This window comes from Pectobacterium carotovorum, from assembly GCA_016415585.1.
Taxonomy (GTDB): Bacteria; Pseudomonadota; Gammaproteobacteria; order Enterobacterales; family Enterobacteriaceae; genus Pectobacterium; species Pectobacterium carotovorum_K.
Window position 1 is genome coordinate 1,379,453 of sequence record CP066552.1, and the last position, 20,616, is coordinate 1,400,068.

Genomic DNA, 20,616 nt, shown 5'->3' on the forward strand with positions numbered 1-20,616 from the left:
CCGCCTGCTAACAGCGACGATGATTAACGACAGGATTAACAATGGCAAAACGCATATTAGTCGTGGAAGATGAAGCACCAATTCGTGAAATGGTCTGCTTTGTACTGGAACAAAATGGTTATCAACCTGTTGAAGCTGAAGACTATGACAGCGCGGTAACGCAACTGTCGGAGCCATTCCCGGAACTGGTGTTATTGGACTGGATGCTGCCTGGCGGGTCGGGCCTGCAATTCATCAAGCATATGAAGCGCGAGGCGCTGACGCGTGATATTCCGGTGATGATGTTGACCGCGCGTGGCGAAGAAGAAGACCGCGTGCGCGGGCTTGAAGTGGGGGCGGATGATTACATTACCAAACCGTTCTCACCCAAAGAACTGGTGGCGCGTATCAAAGCCGTGATGCGCCGCATTTCACCGATGGCGGTGGAAGAAGTGATTGAAATGCGTGGCCTGAGCCTCGATCCTTCCTCTCATCGCGTGACGACCGAAGAGCACGCGTTGGACATGGGACCGACGGAATTTAAACTGCTGCATTTCTTTATGACGCATCCTGAACGTGTTTATAGCCGGGAACAGTTGCTGAATCACGTTTGGGGCACTAACGTTTATGTTGAAGATCGTACTGTCGACGTCCATATTCGTCGCCTGCGTAAAGCGCTGGAAACCAGCGGACATGACAAAATGGTGCAAACCGTTCGGGGAACGGGCTACCGTTTTTCAACGCGTTACTGAGGTGATCGTAACCGGAGAAATATTAACGTGCTAGAACGTTTATCCTGGAAAAGGCTGGCATTGGAGCTAGCTTTTTTTTGTTTGCCCGCTTTATTGCTGGGGCTGATTTTTGGCTATCTGCCCTGGTTTCTGCTGGTCGCCGTATTAGGCCTACTGTGCTGGAATTTTTATAACCAGCTAAAACTCTCTTATTGGCTGTGGGTTGACCGCAGCATGACGCCACCGCCCGGCCGCTGGAGCTGGGAGCCGCTGTTCTACGGGCTCTATCAGATGCAGTTGCGTAACCGACGTCGACGCCGTGAGCTGGCGCTCCTGATCAAACGGTTCCGCAGCGGTGCCGAGTCTTTGCCCGATGCTGTGGTGATCACTACCGAAGAAGGAACGATCTTCTGGTGTAATCATCTGGCGCAGCACCTGCTGAGTTTTCGCTGGCCGGAAGATAACGGTCAGAATATCCTCAACTTATTACGCTATCCCGAATTCACGAATTACATGAAAGGACAGGACTTTAGCCGTCCTCTCACGCTACAGTTGAATAATTCCCACCATGTTGAATTCCGCGTGATGCCCTATTCCGAAGGGCAGCTACTGATGGTGGTGCGTGATATTACGCAAATGCACCAGCTTGAAGGCGCCAGACGTAACTTTTTTGCCAACGTGAGCCATGAGCTGCGTACGCCGCTGACGGTGTTGCAGGGTTATCTGGAAATGATGCAGGAAGAAACGCTGGATGCGGCCTTGCGAGGGAAGGCGCTGAATACCATGCAGGAGCAGACCCGACGCATGGACGGGCTGGTCAAACAGCTGCTGACCTTGTCCCGTATTGAGGCGGCGACGGCAATCGATCTGAATGAAAAAGTCGATATTCCATTGATGTTGCGCGTATTGCAGCGTGAAGCGCAGACCCTGAGTCAGGGGCGTCATGAGATCGTCTTTCGTGTGAATGAAAGCCTCCGCGTGTTTGGTAATGAAGAACAGCTGCGCAGTGCGGTATCCAATCTGGTGTATAACGCGGTCAACCATACGCCAGCGGGAACGCGTATCGAAGTCTGCTGGCAGAAGATCCCACAGGGCGCACAATTTCAGGTCAGCGATAACGGGCCGGGGATTGCGGCCGAGCACTTGCCGCGCCTGACGGAACGCTTTTATCGGGTGGATAAGGCGCGTTCACGACAAACAGGCGGTAGCGGACTGGGGCTGGCGATTGTTAAGCATGCGCTTAGCCATCATGATTCGCGTCTGGAGATCATGAGTGAGGATGGGCTGGGCTCACGTTTTGTCTTTACGTTGCCGAATCGGTTGATTGTCCCTGCCTCTCTGGCTGAAAATACGGTGAAACCTTCAGCCTGACGGAAAACGCTATCTATGACATCCGCCACTCGTATTGCGGGCGCTTTTTTACTGCTGCTCAGCGCGTTGTGCTCCGCGCAGCCTCGTCAGATGCTGGCAGGTAACCTCTCCAGCGCGGGCTCGGATACGCTGGCTAACCTGATGGCCTTTTGGGCGGCGGATTTCAGCCAGCATTACCCAAACGTGAATTTACAGATTCAGGCCGCTGGTTCGTCCTCTGCACCGACGTCTCTGGCATCGGGAGCCGCGCAGCTTGGGCCGATGAGCAGGGCGATGAAGGCCAGCGAAATTGAGGCGTTCGTCCAGCACTATGGCTATCCGCCGCTGGCGGTGCCGGTGGCAATGGATGCGCTGGTCGTGCTGGTCAATCAGGATAACCCGCTGCCTGGGCTGAACTTGTCGCAGTTGGACGCCATCTTTTCGATTACGCAGCGCTGCGGTAACCACCAGCCGATCAAACAGTGGGGCGATCTCGGCCTGCACGGCAGTTGGGAAAAACGCACGCTACTGCGCTATGGGCGAAACTCTGCGTCGGGAACCTATGGGTTCTTTAAGCAAAAGGCGCTATGCCGTGGCGATTTCCTTCCTCAGGTTAATGAATTGCCGGGGTCGGCGTCCGTTGTACAGGCCGTTGCTGCGTCGACCGATGCCATCGGCTATGCCAGCGTGGGCTTTCGTACCAGCGGCGTGAGAATGCTGCCGTTAGCCGCACAAGGCACCGACTACATTTACCCCTCTACTGAGAATATCCGCAGCGGTTTGTATCCCTACACCCGTTACCTCTATATCTACGTGAACAAAGCGCCCAGCCAACCACTGGAAGCGCTGACGGCGGCATTTTTAGCGCGTGTGTTGTCTGAAACGGGGCAAGCGCTGGTGAATCAGGATGGCTATTTGCCACTGCCGGAAGAAACGCGTCGTCAGGCGCGCCAGCTGATTGGCCTGCCGGAATAATTCCTCTTTCCATCAAGAGTTGGCGACATTTTCACGTCACGTGAACTTTCTTCATGTTACGTGAAAATTCTTCCATTGCCCTGTGATTCGCCACGTGACAGGATAGTTTTAAATTTAGACGTCCAGATGGCTAAATAAAATTAAATGTAATTATCCCTCTGGGCAAATATTTCATATTGAAACTATCTGTCAGTACGCTTCTTTCCTGAAGAGCAGTACTGGCAACATGTCAGGAGCGACATATGGCGAACACCTTATCCCCTTTCCGTGCCGATACCGTCGGCAGTTTCTTGCGTCCGGCAGCGATTAAGGAAGCACGTCTTCAGCATCAGGCAGGCGAGATTGATGATGCTGCGCTGCGTAGCATTGAAGATCGCGAGATTCTGCGCGTGGTAGAAAAGCAGCGTGAAGCGGGTCTGCAGGTTGTGACGGATGGTGAACTGCGTCGCGCCTGGTGGCACTTCGACTTCTTTGCCGATTTGCACGGCGTGGAGCGCTACGAAGCCGATCACGGTATTCAATTCAACGGTATTCAGACCAAATCCCATGCGATTCGCGTTGTGGATAAAGTCGGTTTTAATCCTCAGCACCCGATGCTCGATCATTTCCGCTACCTGAACAGCATTTCTGGCGATGCCGTCGCGAAAATGACGATTCCAAGTCCTAGCGTGATGCATTTCCGTGGTGGACGAAAAGCGATTGATGCGACGGTTTACCCCGATCTGGCTGACTACTTCGATGATTTGGCACAAACCTGGCGCGATGCGATCCACGCATTTTATGATGCGGGTTGCCGCTTCCTGCAACTGGATGACACCGTATGGGCCTACCTGTGCTCTGACGATCAAAAACGCCAGATTCGTGAACGTGGTGAAGATCCAGCACAACTGGCGCGGACCTATGCTGACGTGCTGAACAAAGCGCTGGCTGATAAGCCTGCGGATCTGGTGATCGGTTTACACGTTTGTCGCGGTAATTTCCGTTCGACCTGGATTTCTGAAGGCGGGTACGAGCCTGTGGCAGAAATTCTGTTCGGTGAAGTGAATGTTGATGCGTTCTTCCTGGAATATGATACCGAGAGAGCGGGTGGGTTTGAGCCGCTGCGTTTTGTGAAGCCAGGCCATCAGCAGGTAGTGCTGGGGCTGATCACCACGAAGAACGGTGAACTGGAAGAGGCTGAAGTTGTGCAGGTGCGTATCGCGGAAGCGGCAAAATATGTCAATCTCAACCAAATTTGCCTGAGCCCGCAGTGTGGCTTTGCTTCAACGGAAGAGGGCAACAGCCTGACGGAAGAGCAGCAGTGGAATAAGCTGAAACTTGTCGTGGATATCGCCAATCACGTGTGGTGATACCGATGAGATAGCGCTATCTCTGCAACAGATATACAGAGGCTGGATCATACGATCCGGCCTTTTTTGTGGCCATTATCCAGCTTTCCGTTCGCGACGATTTTGTGAAATATGTTTTTTTTATGATCGAACAGCGCATTTTATGCCGGTTTTTGTCAGTTTTATTGCAATGAAATATCGATAAATGCGCAAATCATGTGTTATGCAAATCAGGATAAACCAATTTATATTCTTATTTTTTGGCATAGTTAGGCTTGATACTCTGGTTTTTGGATCTCCACTTGTCTTTTTACGCTATAAACGTTTTACTTAGCACCCAATATGGCTGTGAAAAAAATAACTCCTCTATACTCGTCATATTTCAAGTTGCATGTGCGTTGGCCGCGTTCAGCCACCCGAATCACTTACCTGAGTAAGCTCATCGGGATTGCTTCGCTTGCCGCCTTCCTGAAACTCGAATTATTTAGAGTATATGACCGCCATCTTTCGCGTCGTCAGAGCGTTGGCTCATTCTTCGGGTTACCCGTTTGCGAATGGTTTCTGGCGGCGATAAACGGCACCGTTTTCTTTTTATCGATTTGATACAGGCAACACGACATAACTATGAGTCATCGTTTAACTTCCAAAGATATCGTGGCATTAGGTTTTATGACCTTTGCTTTGTTCGTGGGGGCAGGAAATATTATTTTCCCGCCAATGGTGGGATTGCAGGCGGGAGAGCACGTTTGGACCGCAGCACTCGGCTTTCTGCTGACGGCGGTGGGCCTACCGGTGTTGACTGTGATCGCCCTTGCCCGGGTTGGCGGTGGCGTTGACGCGCTGAGCTCGCCGATTGGTAAAAAGGCCGGTGTGGTTCTGGCGACCGTGTGCTATCTGGCTGTTGGGCCACTGTTCGCAACGCCGCGCACGGCAACCGTATCGTTTGAAGTCGGTCTGGCGCCTTTAGTCGGCAACGGAGCCTCTCCGCTGCTGATTTATAGCCTGATTTATTTTGCCATTGTGATCGCGATTTCCCTGTATCCCGGCAAACTGCTGGATACGGTCGGCCATGTGCTGGCACCGTTAAAGATTATTGCTCTGGCGGTACTGGGTATTGCTGCTGTGCTGTGGCCTGCCGGTTCACCTATCCCGGCGACAGAAACGTATGAGCAACTGCCGTTCTCTAATGGTTTCGTCAACGGCTATCTGACGATGGATACGCTGGGCGCAATGGTCTTTGGTATCGTGATCGTTAATGCAGCGCGCTCGCGTGGGGTGACCAGCTCCGTGCTGCTGACGCGTTATACCGTATGGGCTGGGTTAATTGCGGGCATCGGTCTTACACTGGTCTATCTGAGCCTGTTCCAGCTCGGTTCTGTCAGTGGTGAACTGGTGCCGCAGGCGCAAAACGGTGCTGAAATTCTCCATGCCTATGTGCAACACACGTTCGGCAACATGGGAAGCAGCTTCCTGGCGTTGTTAATCTTCATCGCGTGTCTGGTGACGGCGGTGGGGCTAACCTGTGCCTGTGCTGAGTTCTTTGCACAATACCTGCCGTTGTCTTATCGCACGCTGGTGTTTGTGCTGGGAACGTTCTCGATGGTGGTGTCTAATCTGGGCCTGAGCCATCTGATTCAACTTTCCATTCCTGTACTGACGGCGATTTATCCACCGTGTATCATTCTGGTTTTATTGAGCTTTACGCTGCGTTGGTGGAATAGCGCTTCACGTATTGTGGCCCCCGTCATGTTAGTCAGTCTGTTATTTGGCATGATTGATGGTATAAAATCGTCGGCCTTCAAAACGCTGTTGCCAGAGTGGAGCCTCAACCTGCCGCTGAGCGAGCAAGGGTTGGCCTGGCTGCCACCGTCACTGCTGATTTTATTGGTTGCGGTGATTTACGACAGACTTTGTGGTCGTCAGGAAGTTACGGTACATCAATAATATCGTTCATGCCTGATTGCACTGGGGCGGTAGGGATAGCGTACTGCTCCAGCACAACGTTGGGTTTCTGCACCACAGGTCTTTGCCTGTGGTTTTTCTTTTTGTAATGTTCTCCTTATATAAGACAGGGTTGCTTATCAATGGAACAACCATCCTCTAAGCTCAAGCGTGGGTTAAGCACGCGGCATATCCGCTTTATCGCCCTTGGATCGGCGATCGGAACCGGTCTGTTTTATGGTTCCGCGAGTGCGATCCAAATGGCTGGCCCCAGTGTATTACTGGCTTATCTGATCGGTGGGGTTGTCGCATATATCATCATGCGTGCACTGGGTGAAATGTCGGTGCATAACCCGCAGTCCAGCTCGTTTTCCCGCTATGCGCAGGATTATCTCGGGCCATTGGCGGGGTATATCACCGGCTGGACTTACTGCTTTGAGATGCTGATTGTCGCCATTGCCGATGTGACTGCATTTGGCATCTACATGGGCGTCTGGTTCCCTGCCGTGCCGCACTGGGTGTGGGTTCTGAGTGTGGTACTCATCATTGGTGCCATTAACCTGATGAATGTGAAAGCCTTTGGTGAACTGGAGTTTTGGCTCTCTTTCTTCAAAGTGGCCACGATTATCATCATGATCGCGGCCGGGATCGGCATCATTATCTGGGGGATTGGCAACGGGGGCGAACCCACCGGTATCCACAACCTCTGGAGTAATGGCGGGTTCTTCAGTAACGGTGTGGTGGGGATGATTCTCTCGCTGCAACTGGTGATGTTTGCGTATGGTGGCGTGGAGATTATCGGGATTACGGCTGGTGAGGCGAAAGACCCGCAGAAGTCTATCCCTCGTGCGATTAACTCTGTGCCGTGGCGTATTCTGGTGTTCTATGTCGGCACGCTGTTCGTCATTATGTCGATTTATCCGTGGAATCAGGTCGGTACCAACGGGAGCCCGTTCGTGCTGACGTTCCAGCATATGGGGATTACCGCGGCGGCAGGAATCCTGAACTTTGTCGTGATTACCGCGTCGCTGTCGGCGATTAACAGCGATGTCTTCGGCGTCGGCCGTATGCTGCACGGGATGGCGGAACAGGGGCATGCACCGAAGGTGTTTAGCCGCATTTCCAAACGCGGTATTCCGTGGGTCACGGTGGTTGTGATGATGATGGCGCTGCTGGTGGCGGTGTATCTGAATTACATTATGCCCGGCAAAGTTTTCCTGGTGATTGCTTCACTGGCAACGTTTGCAACGGTGTGGGTGTGGATCATGATTCTGTTTTCTCAGATCGCATTCCGTCGTCGTCTGAGCCCGGATGAAGTGAAGGCGCTGGCGTTCCCACTGCGCGGTGGTATCGTGACCTCCGTGTTCGGTATCGTCTTCCTGTTCTTCATCATCGGTTTGATTGGCTACTTCCCGGACACGCGCGTGTCGCTGTATGTCGGCATCATCTGGATATTGCTGCTTTTGGTGGGCTATGTCTGGAAGAAGAAGCGTCAGAACGCGGTAGCGGCACAGAATTAAGCTAGTCGATTGCTATCAGAAGAAGCGAGGTTGCTGACAAAGTCCGCAGAGCGGGAGTAACGGATAGATCGTAAAGACGCTGTGAATACGTCCATGTACGCTCGGCTTGCGCCATCCCTGGCGCAAACGCTTTACTCTTCTATTCCGTTACTCCCGTTTTCATTCGGTGTCAGCCGCTTTCGTTCCTTTGCATGAGATATTACGCTTTCGGAGCCGTCATTTGCTGAGCCATGATCCGCATATCATGGCCGGTTGGCGTTTGGTGAATACGGAGATCGAACTCCGGTAAGATCGCAAAGATATGGTCGAAAATGTCAGACTGAATGCTTTCATAATCGACCCAGGCGGTCGTGTTGGTAAACGCATAAATTTCCAGCGGTACCCCTTCTGACGTTGGCGCAAGCTGCCGCACCATCAGCGTCATCCCTTTATGAATACCCGGATGGGTGCGCAGATATACCTGAAGGTAGGCGCGGAACGTGCCTAAATTCGTCAGACGACGGCCGTTCAGCGGTGATGTCAGGTCGGAATCGGACTGTGCATTGTGCTGCTCCAGTTCGCTCTTCTTGTTCTGAATATAAGGCGACAGTAATTTACTACGCAGCAACCGAGCCTGCTCATCTTCCGTCATAAAATGCACGCTGGTGGTATCGATATTGATACTACGCTTGATGCGCCGCCCCCCTGATTCCGACATCGAACGCCAGTTCTTAAAAGAATCCGATACTAACGCGTAGGTGGGAATGGTGGTGACGGTATTGTCCCAATTTCTCACTTTTACCGTTGTCAGCCCGATATCGATAACGGCCCCGTCAGCGCCGTATTTCGGCATTTCGAGCCAGTCTCCCAGCGTTAACATGTCGTTGGCGGAGAGTTGGATGCCCGCGACCAATCCCATAATCGGATCTTTGAACACCAACATCAGGACGGCGGCCATTGCGCCTAACCCACTAATCAGAATCAGCGGCGATTTCCCGATGAGCAGTGACACCACCATAATACTGATAACAATGGTGGCGATCAGTTTCAGACTCTGGAAGATACCGCGCAGCGGCAATTGGGCGGCGACTTTGGTTCGGGCGGAAACGTTGAGCAGAACATCGAGGAGCGAGAACAGGGACAGCAGCGCAAAAACCATGATCCACACTTGGGAACAGATGATGAGCGCTTCACGGGTTTCACTCTGCGAGGGAAGCCACACAAAAACCTGAATATTCAGGATCACCCCTTGGAGCAAGAAGGCCAGCCGGTTAAACAAGTTGTGTTGCGTCAGCGCCTGTTTCCACCCGTGCCCCTCGGTTTTTCCGGGTTTATTGAGTGAGCGCAGTACCATTCTTTTCAGCACAACCTGATGAAAAATCAGGTGGATGACGGCAGAAATGAGCAATATCAGCCCAAGAACAATCAGTAACGCAATGATGCTAGCGTGTTCTATTCCAGCTTCTCTCAGCCACAGCGCGAGATTTTGTTGCATGCGTTCTCCTTTTATTCCAATGAGTCTGTCGTGCATGAACACGATATGGCTTTAAGGCTAAGGATTTAGCGCCCCTAGTCAACCTTTTGTATTATTTAAGATATCGCCGGGAAGAGGCGGTGAGAGGTGAAGAAGAACAGAGGGATAAATTGCGGGCAAAGAAAAAGCCAGCTGCATAGCAACTGGCTTGGTCATCATATTGCCATGTCGGCAGGATGAGGAATTACAGCTTGTCTGCGTTCTCAGACAGGTATTTCGCTACGCCGTCTGGTGACGCGCCCATACCGGATTTACCTTTTTCCCACTGCGCCGGGCATACTTCGCCGTGCTCTTCGTGGAATTGCAGGGCGTCAACGGTACGCAGCATTTCATCGATGTTACGACCCAGCGGCAGATCGTTCACCACCTGGTGACGAACTACGCCGTTTTTGTCGATCAGGAAAGAACCACGCAGTGCAACACCGGCTTCTGGGTGCTCAATGCCGTAGGCCTTCTGGATTTCGCGCTTAATGTCAGCAACCATCGCGTATTGCACTTCGCCGATGCCGCCTTTGTCCACAGGGGTTTTACGCCATGCGTTGTGAACAAACTCGGAGTCGAAGGACACGCCAACCACTTCTACGCCGCGTTTCTTGAACTCGGCATAGCGGTGATCGAAAGCAATCAGCTCTGACGGACAAACGAAGGTGAAGTCCATCGGCCAGAAGAAGATCACGGCAGCTTTACCGTTGATGTGCTTCTTCAGGTTGAAATTTTCGACGATTTCGCCACTGCCTAAAACGGCAGCTGCGGTGAAGTCTGGGGCTTGACGAGTTACCAGGACCATAATTACTCCTGTAGATAGCGGTTAATGATCGGATGATATAAAAAACAGCGATCAGTATAGGGATTCTGCCTGAGTGAATACAGGCAAAGAGACCAATCAATGAGATAGCTTCTGTCTATTGAACTCATCGCTATTTCCTTTCAAGAGGCTAGATTAACCCTTTTGATGGAAAGGACAATACCCGTCATACTTCAAGCTGCTTGTGCGTTGGCTACTCTTACTCACCCCAGTCACTTACTTGAGTAAGCTCCTGGGGATTCGTACGCTTGCCGCGTTACAAGGCCATGCGGCCTTGTCCTAAAGGACCAACGCAGAGCGTTGTTCAAAACGCTCACGTTTTGTCACGTAACTCGAATTATTTAGGGTATACGTCGCGTAGAAAAACGGAAAAATCGCGATCTTATAGCTGCTGCGCTTTCGCTAATTGCATCATCCGTGGATAAAACTGCCAGAAGAGTGTTTCAAATTGGTGATAGTGCTGCTCGATATCCTGAAAAGAGCCGGACAGCGCAGCCAGTTTCGGGCGGCGTACCGACATTCTGTGCAGCACATCGGCGATAAACGGCAGCTCTGCGTAACGCGTCATCCAGCGTTCCGGCCACAGATAGCGATTCAGGTTCTGAAAGCGTTCTGGCGTGTGCGCCAGATGCGGCTCGATTTGTGATTGCGCATCGTCGATAAAGGCTTGAAGGGGCGTATCCGGCACCAACTGTAGCCAGTGACGCGCAAGATAGTGATCCCACAGCACATCCAACGTAATGGGTGAAACGCGGCGGAATTCATCGCTGAAATACTGACGCGCCTGTTTGACTTCCGGCAGGCTGTCGGTCAGTGAATCAACGCGACGATGCAGACGAATGCCCGCGACAATCTCGTCAGCGTAGCTGTCCTGCGGGTTGCCACGCACAAAATCCGCCATCAGATTACCTAATAGGGAGCTGTCGGCCAGCGTGGCCAGATGGAGATGAGCGAGAAAATTCATTGGAATAGTATATCCGTTTCTTCTTTTATTGTGCACGCTCTCTTACATGGCAAAGTGGGAAGCCGCCGACTTTGACTGTGATGCATTACGCCTGCCGTGTGCTTATTTCTTGCAGCCATGCGCTTGCGGCTCTAGACTAGGCCGCCCATTTTTATGTATTACAGCTAAGTGAATTGCCATGCGTGTTACCGATTTTTCGTTTGAACTTCCTGAATCATTGATTGCCCATTATCCACAAGCGGAACGCAGTGGGTGCCGCCTGCTATCGCTGGACGGGCCGACGGGAAATCTGACGCACGGCGTGTTTACCGATTTGCTGGATAAACTGAATCCTGGCGATCTGCTGGTGTTCAACAATACGCGCGTGATTCCCGCTCGTTTGTTTGGCCGTAAAGCCAGCGGCGGCAAGCTGGAAGTGCTGGTCGAGCGCGTGCTGGATGACCATCGTGTATTGGCGCACGTTCGGGCGTCAAAAGCGCCAAAACCGGGTACGGAACTGCTGCTGGGCGATGACGAAAGCGTCAAGGCTACGATGGCCGCTCGCCACGATGCGCTATTTGAGCTGCATTTCGATGATTCTCGCGATGTCCTGTCGATTCTGAATGATATCGGCCACATGCCGTTGCCGCCTTATATCGACAGGCCTGATGAAGACGCCGACCGCGAGCTTTATCAGACGGTGTATAGCCAGCGTCCGGGTGCCGTAGCGGCCCCGACAGCGGGCTTGCATTTTGATGAGCCGATGTTGGCTGCGCTGCGTGAGAAGGGCATCGACATGGCGTTCGTGACGCTGCACGTTGGTGCGGGGACTTTCCAGCCTGTACGCGTCGATACGATTGAAGATCACATCATGCACGCCGAATATGCCGAAGTGCCGCAGGACGTCGTTGATGCTGTGCTGGCGTGCAAAGCGCGGGGAAACCGCGTGATCGCCGTTGGCACCACTTCGGTACGCTCACTGGAAAGTGCCGCGCAGGCTAGTCAGAATGCGGCGATCGAACCGTTCTTCGGCGATACCAAAATTTTCATCTATCCGGGCTATCACTACCGCATTATTGATGCGCTGGTCACCAATTTCCATTTACCCGAATCGACGTTAATCATGCTGGTGTCTGCCTTTGCCGGTTACCAGAACACGATGTCTGCCTACCGCCAGGCGGTGGCAGAGCAATATCGTTTTTTCAGCTACGGTGATGCGATGTTCATTACGCACAATCCGATGGCCGAACAGGAAAGAGTGGGATAAACCCGCTTTCCACATAATAGGAACGTCACAGACCACGCTCTGTCAGGCGTTAATACATCATTACCATCAGACTGTTTTTCTGATGCCGGAGGCTAAGTGAAGTACGAATTACAAACAACGGACGGCCGTGCGCGACGCGGTAGATTGGTTTTTGAACGTGGCGTAGTGGAAACCCCTGCTTTTATGCCTGTGGGGACGTACGGCACGGTGAAAGGCATGACGCCGGAAGAAGTGAAGGAAACCGGCGCACAGATTTTGCTCGGCAATACGTTCCATCTGTGGCTGCGTCCCGGTCAGGAAATCATGAAGCTGCACGGCGATCTGCACGATTTCATGAACTGGCACGGCCCGATTCTGACGGACTCCGGCGGTTTTCAGGTGTTCAGCCTCGGCGATATTCGCAAGATTACCGAACAGGGCGTGCATTTCCGTAACCCGATCAACGGGGATTCGATTTTCCTGAGCCCGGAAAAATCGATGGAGATTCAGCACGATCTCGGTTCCGACATTGTCATGATCTTTGATGAGTGTACGCCGTACCCTGCTGATTGGGATTACGCCAAGCGCTCGATGGAGATGTCACTGCGCTGGGCGAAACGCAGCCGTCAGCGTTTTGATGAGCTGGAGAATAAAAATGCGCTGTTCGGTATTATTCAGGGAAGTGTTTACGAAGATTTACGTGATGTATCCGTAAAAGGGCTGGTAGACATTGGCTTTGATGGGTACGCTGTGGGCGGTTTGGCTGTCGGTGAGCCGAAAGAAGATATGCACCGTATTCTGGAGCACGTTTGCCCGCAGATTCCAGAAGATAAACCGCGCTATTTGATGGGCGTTGGCAAACCAGAAGACTTGGTTGAAGGTGTCCGCCGCGGTGTCGATATGTTTGACTGCGTGATGCCAACGCGCAACGCACGTAACGGGCATCTCTTCGTGACGGATGGCGTAGTGAAAATCCGTAATGCGAAGCATAAAGATGACGTCAGCTCGCTGGATGAACACTGTGATTGCTACACGTGTCGCAATTATAGCCGCGCCTACTTGCATCATCTTGACCGTTGCAACGAAATACTCGGAGCACGACTCAATACCATCCATAACTTGCGTTATTATCAGCGTTTAATGGCAGGTTTACGTCAGGCCATTGAAGAGGGTAAATTAGAGCACTTTGTGGTGGATTTTTACCAACGCATAGGCAAACCGATTCCGCCGCTTGCTGAAAAAGACGTTGCCGCAAGCAGCTGATAGCCTGTTTGTTATGCATTGTATTTTGTTATGAATTGTATTTTGTTTTGAAGCGTTTTTACGATTATAAGGTTGATAACTTATCTTTTTGATAGCTTATCGTTTGACAAAAAAGAGGATATTTACATGAGTCTTTTCATCTCCGATGCTGTAGCTGCAACTGGCGCTCCGGCTCAGGGAAGCCCGTACTCTCTGGTTATTATGCTGGCCGTTTTTGGTCTGATTTTCTACTTTATGATCCTGCGTCCTCAGCAAAAACGCGCCAAGGAACACAAAAAGTTAATGGATTCTATCGGCAAGGGCGATGAAGTCTTAACGACCGGTGGTCTGGTTGGTCGCGTAACCAAAGTGTCCGAAACTGGCTATATTGCGATTGCGTTGAACGAGACCAATGAAGTGGTTATCAAACGTGATTTCGTGGCTGCCGTGCTGCCGAAGGGCACGATTAAGGCCCTGTAATTTCCGATTTTCCCGAAGGGAACTGCCGTGTTAAATCGTTATCCTTTGTGGAAGTACCTGATGCTGGTCGTGGTGTTGTTCGTCGGCCTGCTCTACGCACTTCCTAACCTATATGGTGAGGATCCGGCGGTACAAGTTACTGGCGCGCGGGGAACCGCCGCCAGCGAAACGACGCTGATCCAAGTCCAGAATGTTTTAAAAGAACAGAACATTACCAGTAAGTCGATTGCATTGGAAAACGGTGCAATTCTGGCTCGCTTCTCTAACCCTGATATTCAGCTCCGTGCGCGTGAAGCGCTCGTTAATGAGCTGGGTGAAAAGTTCGTCGTCGCACTTAACCTGGCACCTGCTACGCCAACCTGGCTGCGGTTGTTGGGCGCTGAACCGATGAAATTGGGGCTTGACCTGCGCGGCGGCGTTCACTTCCTGATGGAAGTGGATATGGATACGGCGCTGGGTAAACTGCAAGAACAAACCATGGACTCTTTGCGCAGCGATCTGCGTGAGAAGAACATTCCTTATGCCTCCGTGCGCAAGATTGATAATTACGGCGTCGAAATTCGTTTCCGTGATGCTCAAACGCGTGATGACGGCCTCAATTATCTGACGACTCGTCACCGCAACCTGGTTCTCAGCGGCAGCGGAAGCAACCTGCTACGCGCAGTGATGTCTGACGAACGTCTGCGTGAAGCACGTGAATACGCTGTACAGCAGAACATCAATATCCTGCGTAACCGTGTGAACCAACTGGGTGTTGCTGAACCACTGGTACAACGTCAGGGTGCTGACCGTATCGTCGTTGAGTTACCGGGTATTCAGGACACGGCGCGCGCGAAAGAAATTCTTGGTGCAACCGCTACGCTGGAATTCCGTCTGGTCAACAGTAATGCTGATGCGACCGCAGCGGCGAACGGCCGCGTGCCGGGCGACTCTGAAGTGAAGAACATGCGTGACGGCTCACCGGTGGTGTTGTTCAAACGCGTGATTCTGACGGGCGACCATATTACCGATTCGACATCGAGTACGGATGAATATAACCAGCCTCAGGTGAATATTTCTCTGGACAGCGCGGGTGGCAACACGATGTCCAACTTCACCAAAGACAGTATCGGTAAGCTGATGGCGACGCTCTTTGTGGAATACAAAGACAGCGGCAAGAAAGATGCGACTGGCCGTTCGATATTGGAAAAACACGAAGAAGTGATCAACGTAGCGACGATTCAGTCGCGACTAGGTAACAGCTTCCGTATTACCGGCATTGATAACCCGAACGAAGCGCGTCAGCTTTCTCTGCTGCTGCGTGCGGGTGCGCTGATTGCACCGATCCAGATTGTTGAAGAACGTACGATTGGACCAACGCTGGGGATGCAAAACATCACTCAGGGGCTGGAAGCCTGTTTGTGGGGCTTGATCGCATCGATCCTCTTTATGGTCTTCTTCTACAAGAAGTTTGGTGTCATCGCGACCAGTGCATTGGTTGCTAACCTGATATTGATTGTCGGCGTGATGTCGCTGCTGCCAGGGGCAACGCTGACCATGCCGGGTATCGCGGGTATCGTGCTTACGCTGGCGGTTGCAGTCGATGCTAACGTACTCATTAACGAACGTATCAAAGAAGAACTCAGTAATGGTCGCTCTGTGCAACAGGCCATTCATGAGGGCTATAAAGGTGCGTTCAGTTCGATTGTTGATGCGAACGTCACGACGTTGATTAAAGTCATCATCCTGTATGCGGTTGGTACCGGTTCTATCAAAGGGTTTGCTATCACGACTGCGATTGGGATTGCGACCTCAATGTTTACGGCGATCGTCGGTACTCGTGCCATCGTTAACCTGCTTTACGGCGGTAAACGTATCAACAAGCTGTCTATCTAGGAGTGCGTTGTGGCACAGGAACAGGAATACAACATTGAACAACTCAATCATGGGCGTAAAGTCTATGATTTCATGCGCTGGGACACATTGGCATTTGCCATTTCCGGTCTGCTGATCATCGCTTCTATCGTGGTTATGGGGGTGCGTGGTTTCAACTGGGGGCTCGATTTTACCGGCGGTACGGTTATTGAGATTAGCCTTGAGAAACCGATCGATCTCGATGTCCTGCGTAGTTCATTGGAGACCTCTGGGTTTTCAGAGCCGCAGGTGCAGAATTTCGGTAGCAGCCGTGACGTGATGGTGCGTATGCCACCGGTTTCTGGCAGCGAGAACGAAGCGCTCGGCAACAAAGTGCTGAAGGTTGTGAATGATACCTTCCAGCAGCATGCAACGGTGAAACGTATTGAGTTTGTCGGGCCGAGCGTGGGGAGCGATTTGGCACAGGCGGGCGCATTAGCGCTGATGTCTGCGCTGATTGCTATCCTTATTTACATCGGTTTTCGTTTTGAATGGCGTTTGGCGATGGGGGCCGTACTGGCTTTGGCGCACGATACGATCATAACGATGGGGCTGCTGTCTCTGTTCTCTATTGAGGTTGACCTCACGATCATTGCGTCACTGATGTCGGTAATTGGTTATTCACTTAACGATAAGATCGTGGTATCTGACCGTATTCGTGAGAATTTCCGCAAGGTTCGTCGTGGCACACCTTACGAGATTACCAACATTTCTCTGACGCAGACGCTGCATCGTACCATCATCACATCTGCGACTACGCTGGCGATGATTGTGATCCTCATGGTCTTCGGTGGTGCGTTGCTGCATGGCTTCTCGTTGACGATGTTTATCGGTGTGATCATTGGTACGATCTCTTCTATCTATGTTTCTTCCGCTCTGGCACTGAAACTGGGTATGAAGCGTGAACACCTGATCGTTCAGAAAGTGGAAAAAGAAGGGGCGGACCAACCGTCTATCCTGCCTTAATCTGCTGACTGGAAAATGAAAACCCCCGTGTTGCTGCGGGGGTTTTTGCATCTTAGTGCTGGGAAATGCGCGTATATCCTAAATAATTCGAGTTGCATGCAGGCGGCGACACAGTGAATCCCCAGGAGCTTACATCAGTAAGTGACTGGGGTGAGCGAGGAAAGCCAACGTACATGCAGCTTGAAGTATGACGGATATATCAAGGGGACTCGGTTGCGGCAACAGGCGGCGGACTCTGTATTTCCTGAACCTGATGCAAACGAACAAAGCCGAGTTCTTCCGGCGACAGGCCGCTCAGGCGCAATTCAATAATCGCTTCGGCTTTTGGTAACAGAGTCGGGGAGACGACAAAGGACTGTGTTTGCGTATCGCCAGCTAAAGGTTTCCCACTCACGGGATCGAGCCGCCCCCAGTCAAGCTGTGCGCCAAAGGCCGGTAGTCCCTTCGCATCAAGCGTACGAATGTGTAGCAACGCGCTTGTTCCGTTCGCTTCAGTCTCGATATTGCGCAACGATACGTTGAGTCTGCCAATACTGCTTTCCAATACGGTACTGGTTTGCGCGGCAGGCAGTAAATAAACGCCGGAGGTGGACTGGGAATTCAACGCATTTTGTCGCTCTAATGCCGTGGCCTGATCGGTCAGCGTTTGTAATTGCTGATTGAGTTGACCTACCTGGTTCTGCAATTTGGGCATCTGGCGCTGTTCAGCGCACCCTGCGAGCAAAAGTAGCGCTGGCAGGAAGGTCAGTACGCGATATCGGGTTCTCATATCTGTGGTTCCCCTTTCGATGTTTTATTTATTGATCCGTTGATCCCTGTTGCTGAGTTTAGCTGCGATTAAGCCTAAGTCATAGGTGAGACAGCTTTTTTCATCCTATTACCGAGAGAGATGCGAAACCCTTCGCAACGTGGATCAGGAGTTTTGGTTAGTCCGTTAATTCAGGGTAAACTGTCGCTACGTTAAGGATTACTGGTCAGGACACATCATGCATTGCCCGTTTTGTTCCGCTGTTGATACCAAAGTCATTGATTCCCGTCTGGTCGGCGAAGGTTCGCAAGTCCGTCGTCGTCGGCAGTGTCTGGTTTGTCATGAACGCTTCACCACGTTTGAAGTGGCTGAACTGGTGATGCCGCGAGTCATCAAAAGCAATGAAGTGCGCGAGCCGTTTAATGAAGATAAATTGCGTAGCGGCATGCTGAAAGCGCTGGAAAAAAGGCCGGTCAGTTCTGATGACGTCGAAATGGCGATTAATCACATTAAATCTCATCTTCGTGCTACCGGAGAACGTGAGGTTACCACCAAGATGGTGGGGAATCTGGTGATGGAAGCGTTGAGAAAGCTGGATAAAGTGGCTTATATCCGCTTTGCATCGGTATATCGCAGCTTTGAAGATATCCGCGAATTTGGCGAAGAGATTGCGCGTTTGCAGGATTAAGTCGCGTCAACGCGACGGGGATAAGAGGTTTGGGAATGAGCGCTTTTCAGGAAAACGGCCACTTGCCGCAGGATGAATTATACATGGCGCGCGCGTTAGAGCTGGCGCGCCGTGGCTGTTTCACGACAGCACCCAACCCCAATGTTGGCTGCGTGATCGTGCGTGATGGCGAAATTGTGGGTGAAGGCTATCATTTTCGTGCTGGTGAACCCCATGCAGAGGTGCATGCGCTGAGAATGGCGGGGGAACGTGCACGTGGTGCGACGGCCTATGTTACGTTGGAACCCTGTAGCCATCATGGCCGAACGCCGCCTTGCGCTGATGCATTGATTACTGCTGGTGTTTCCCGCGTGGTTGCTGCGATGCAGGATCCGAATCCACAAGTGGCGGGTCGTGGTTTGCATCGCCTACAACAAGCGGGGATTGTTGTAAGTCATGGTTTGATGATGGCTGAAGCAGAGAAAGTGAATGTAGGTTTCCTGAAACGCATGCGGACGGGCTTTCCTTACGTGCAGCTCAAAATGGCGGCGTCTTTGGATGGGCGAACTGCGATGGCGTCGGGAGAAAGCCAGTGGATCACTTCACCGCAGGCGCGTCAGGATGTGCAGCGTTTTCGGGCGGAGAGCGCAGCGATTCTGAGCAGCAGTGCGACGGTGTTAGCTGACGATCCCTCGCTTACGGTACGCTGGTCAGAGCTGGGTACTGATGTGCAGAAACGCTATTCAGAAGTGGATCTCAGGCAGCCCGTGCGGGTGATTGTGGACAGCCAGCAGCGCGTCACGCCACAGCATCGGATTGTTAGCCAACCGGGTGAGACCTGGCTGGCGCGGGTGCAGGCGGATGAACAAGCGTGGCCGCAGAGCGTTGAACAAGTCATGCTACCGCAGCACAATGGCGGTGTTGATCTGGTGGCGCTGATGATGGTGTTGGGGAGACGGCAGATTAACTCCGTTTGGGTCGAAGCTGGGGCCAGTCTGGCTGGTGCGCTACTTAATGCTGGCGTTGTTGATGAACTTATCGTTTATCTTGCCCCCAAACTGTTGGGTGAAAATGCTCGTTCGCTGTGCTTCTTGCCTGGGCTTGATCAGCTGTCTCAGGCACCGGAATTTGATATCGCAGACGTTCGCCAGATTGGCCCAGATTTGCGATTGTGCCTGAAACCTAAATTCTGATGTGTATGTAAATACGTGGTGCAGGTCCGACAAAACCGGATACGTGCCAACAAAAATTATGATAGAATCCGCCCCCCTAGCGGGCCATAAAGACCAGATACAAGGAATGCTATGAACGTTATTGAAGGTGTTGTTGCTACTCCTGATGCCCGTGTGGCTATTGCGATTGCACGTTTTAACCATTTTATTAACGACAGCCTGCTGGACGGTGCGATTGATGCATTGAAACGCATCGGTCAGGTTAAAGACGAAAACATCACCGTTGTCTGGGTGCCGGGTGCTTACGAACTGCCATTGACGGTTCGTGCGCTGATCAAAAGCGCGAAAAATGGCGGATATGATGCCGTGATTGCTCTGGGAACGGTCATCCGTGGTGGAACAGCGCATTTTGAATTTGTTGCTGGCGAATGTAGCTCAGGCCTGTCCTCTGTTGCAATGGACAGTGAAATCCCTGTTGCTTTCGGCGTTCTGACGACGGAAAGCATTGAGCAGGCGATTGAGCGTGCTGGTACGAAAGCGGGGAACAAAGGTGCTGAAGCTGCCTTGACCGCGCTAGAAATGATTAATGTATTGAAAGCGATTAAGTAAGCCTGATTAAGTAAGGGGAATTCCGTGAAACCTGCTGCTCGTCGCCGCGCTCGTGAATGTGCGGTTCAAGCGCTTTACTCTTGGCAGTTATCTAAAAATGATATTGCCGATGTTGAACACCAATTCCTGAGCGAGCAGGATGTCAAAGATGTCGACATTACCTATTTCCGCGAATTGCTGGCGGGTGTTGCCACTCAGGCTGAGAAGCTTGATCAACTGATGGCACCTTTCCTGTCTCGTCAAATTGAGGAATTGGGACAGGTTGAAAAAGCGATTCTGCGTTTGGCGATGTTTGAGCTGAGCAAGCGCGAAGACGTTCCTTACAAGGTGGCGATTAACGAGGCCATTGAACTGGCTAAAATCTTCGGTGCTGAAGATAGCCATAAGTTTGTGAATGGCGTGCTGGACAAAGCTGCTCCGAGTGTACGGAAAGGCAAGAAGTAAAATGAATCGAATCAGGGCCGGATATCCGGCCCTGATCGCTTTTGAATGATAGGCTGGCTGGAAA

General features: G+C 51.9%; 19 protein-coding genes. 15 read left to right on the top strand and 4 right to left on the bottom strand.

What is annotated here, in order from left to right; translation table 11 throughout:
* The first annotated feature begins 41 nt into the window (after positions 1–41).
* The 6 genes from phoB to proY all read left to right on the top strand — a co-directional run bounded on the left by phoB (position 42) and on the right by proY (position 7,824).
* Positions 42–731 carry a phosphate response regulator transcription factor PhoB gene (gene phoB / locus JFY74_06105; protein QQG29612.1) on the top strand — a complete coding sequence of 230 codons (690 nt, stop codon included), beginning with the start codon at positions 42–44 and terminating at the stop codon, positions 729–731.
* A 27-nt stretch (positions 732–758) separates the two neighbouring features.
* Positions 759–2,081, top strand: a complete 1,323-nt coding sequence (gene phoR / locus JFY74_06110) for a phosphate regulon sensor histidine kinase PhoR (GenBank protein ID QQG29613.1) — start codon at positions 759–761, stop codon at positions 2,079–2,081.
* Between the two features lie 15 nt (positions 2,082–2,096).
* The gene (locus JFY74_06115; GenBank protein ID QQG29614.1) at positions 2,097–3,035 is read left to right on the top strand and encodes a phosphate ABC transporter substrate-binding protein; all 939 of its coding nucleotides are present in this window, start codon (positions 2,097–2,099) and stop codon (positions 3,033–3,035) included.
* A gap of 242 nt (positions 3,036–3,277) precedes the next feature.
* Positions 3,278–4,384 (top strand): cobalamin-independent methionine synthase II family protein, encoded by a 1,107-nt coding sequence (locus JFY74_06120; GenBank protein ID QQG29615.1) that lies wholly within the window; start codon positions 3,278–3,280, stop codon positions 4,382–4,384.
* A gap of 603 nt (positions 4,385–4,987) precedes the next feature.
* On the top strand, positions 4,988–6,307 hold the full coding sequence (gene brnQ / locus JFY74_06125; protein QQG29616.1) for a branched-chain amino acid transport system II carrier protein: 1,320 nt from the start codon (positions 4,988–4,990) through the stop codon (positions 6,305–6,307).
* A 140-nt stretch (positions 6,308–6,447) separates the two neighbouring features.
* Positions 6,448–7,824 carry a proline-specific permease ProY gene (gene proY, locus JFY74_06130; protein QQG29617.1) on the top strand — a complete coding sequence of 459 codons (1,377 nt, stop codon included), beginning with the start codon at positions 6,448–6,450 and terminating at the stop codon, positions 7,822–7,824.
* Positions 7,825–8,023: 199 nt separating this feature from the next.
* Here proY and JFY74_06135 read toward each other — a convergent pair whose 3' ends face one another.
* The 3 genes from JFY74_06135 to JFY74_06145 form a co-directional block, all read right to left on the bottom strand.
* Positions 8,024–9,298: a mechanosensitive ion channel gene (locus JFY74_06135; GenBank protein QQG29618.1), complete on the bottom strand. Its 1,275-nt coding sequence runs from the start codon at positions 9,296–9,298 to the stop codon at positions 8,024–8,026.
* Positions 9,299–9,521: 223 nt separating this feature from the next.
* Complete coding sequence (locus JFY74_06140) at positions 9,522–10,124, bottom strand: peroxiredoxin C (GenBank protein ID QQG29619.1); 603 nt, start codon at positions 10,122–10,124, stop codon at positions 9,522–9,524.
* 400 nt (positions 10,125–10,524) lie between these two features.
* Entirely contained in the window at positions 10,525–11,106 is a 582-nt protein-coding gene (locus JFY74_06145) for a DUF479 domain-containing protein (protein ID QQG29620.1), read from the bottom strand.
* Positions 11,107–11,284: 178 nt separating this feature from the next.
* Between JFY74_06145 and queA the strand changes: the two genes are divergently transcribed.
* From queA to secF, 5 genes are all read left to right on the top strand, one after another.
* On the top strand, positions 11,285–12,352 hold the full coding sequence (queA, locus tag JFY74_06150; GenBank protein QQG29621.1) for a tRNA preQ1(34) S-adenosylmethionine ribosyltransferase-isomerase QueA: 1,068 nt from the start codon (positions 11,285–11,287) through the stop codon (positions 12,350–12,352).
* Between the two features lie 96 nt (positions 12,353–12,448).
* Positions 12,449–13,594: a tRNA guanosine(34) transglycosylase Tgt gene (gene tgt / locus JFY74_06155; protein QQG29622.1), complete on the top strand. Its 1,146-nt coding sequence runs from the start codon at positions 12,449–12,451 to the stop codon at positions 13,592–13,594.
* A 126-nt stretch (positions 13,595–13,720) separates the two neighbouring features.
* Entirely contained in the window at positions 13,721–14,053 is a 333-nt protein-coding gene (gene yajC, locus JFY74_06160) for a preprotein translocase subunit YajC (protein QQG29623.1), read from the top strand.
* Positions 14,054–14,080: 27 nt separating this feature from the next.
* Positions 14,081–15,928 (top strand): protein translocase subunit SecD, encoded by a 1,848-nt coding sequence (gene secD / locus JFY74_06165; protein QQG29624.1) that lies wholly within the window; start codon positions 14,081–14,083, stop codon positions 15,926–15,928.
* 9 nt (positions 15,929–15,937) lie between these two features.
* On the top strand, positions 15,938–16,912 hold the full coding sequence (gene secF / locus JFY74_06170) for a protein translocase subunit SecF (protein ID QQG29625.1): 975 nt from the start codon (positions 15,938–15,940) through the stop codon (positions 16,910–16,912).
* Between the two features lie 199 nt (positions 16,913–17,111).
* Here secF and JFY74_06175 read toward each other — a convergent pair whose 3' ends face one another.
* Positions 17,112–17,681, bottom strand: coding sequence for a DUF3251 domain-containing protein (locus JFY74_06175; GenBank protein QQG29626.1), 570 nt, complete (start codon positions 17,679–17,681; stop codon positions 17,112–17,114).
* Between the two features lie 217 nt (positions 17,682–17,898).
* Between JFY74_06175 and nrdR the strand changes: the two genes are divergently transcribed.
* The 4 genes from nrdR (at position 17,899) to nusB (ending at position 20,552) form a co-directional block, all read left to right on the top strand.
* Complete coding sequence (gene nrdR, locus JFY74_06180; protein ID QQG29627.1) at positions 17,899–18,348, top strand: transcriptional regulator NrdR; 450 nt, start codon at positions 17,899–17,901, stop codon at positions 18,346–18,348.
* A 35-nt stretch (positions 18,349–18,383) separates the two neighbouring features.
* Positions 18,384–19,520 carry a bifunctional diaminohydroxyphosphoribosylaminopyrimidine deaminase/5-amino-6-(5-phosphoribosylamino)uracil reductase RibD gene (ribD, locus tag JFY74_06185; protein QQG29628.1) on the top strand — a complete coding sequence of 379 codons (1,137 nt, stop codon included), beginning with the start codon at positions 18,384–18,386 and terminating at the stop codon, positions 19,518–19,520.
* 111 nt (positions 19,521–19,631) lie between these two features.
* On the top strand, positions 19,632–20,108 hold the full coding sequence (gene ribE, locus JFY74_06190; protein ID QQG29629.1) for a 6,7-dimethyl-8-ribityllumazine synthase: 477 nt from the start codon (positions 19,632–19,634) through the stop codon (positions 20,106–20,108).
* A 24-nt stretch (positions 20,109–20,132) separates the two neighbouring features.
* Positions 20,133–20,552, top strand: a complete 420-nt coding sequence (gene nusB / locus JFY74_06195; GenBank protein ID QQG29630.1) for a transcription antitermination factor NusB — start codon at positions 20,133–20,135, stop codon at positions 20,550–20,552.
* The last annotated feature ends 64 nt before the right edge of the window (positions 20,553–20,616 follow it).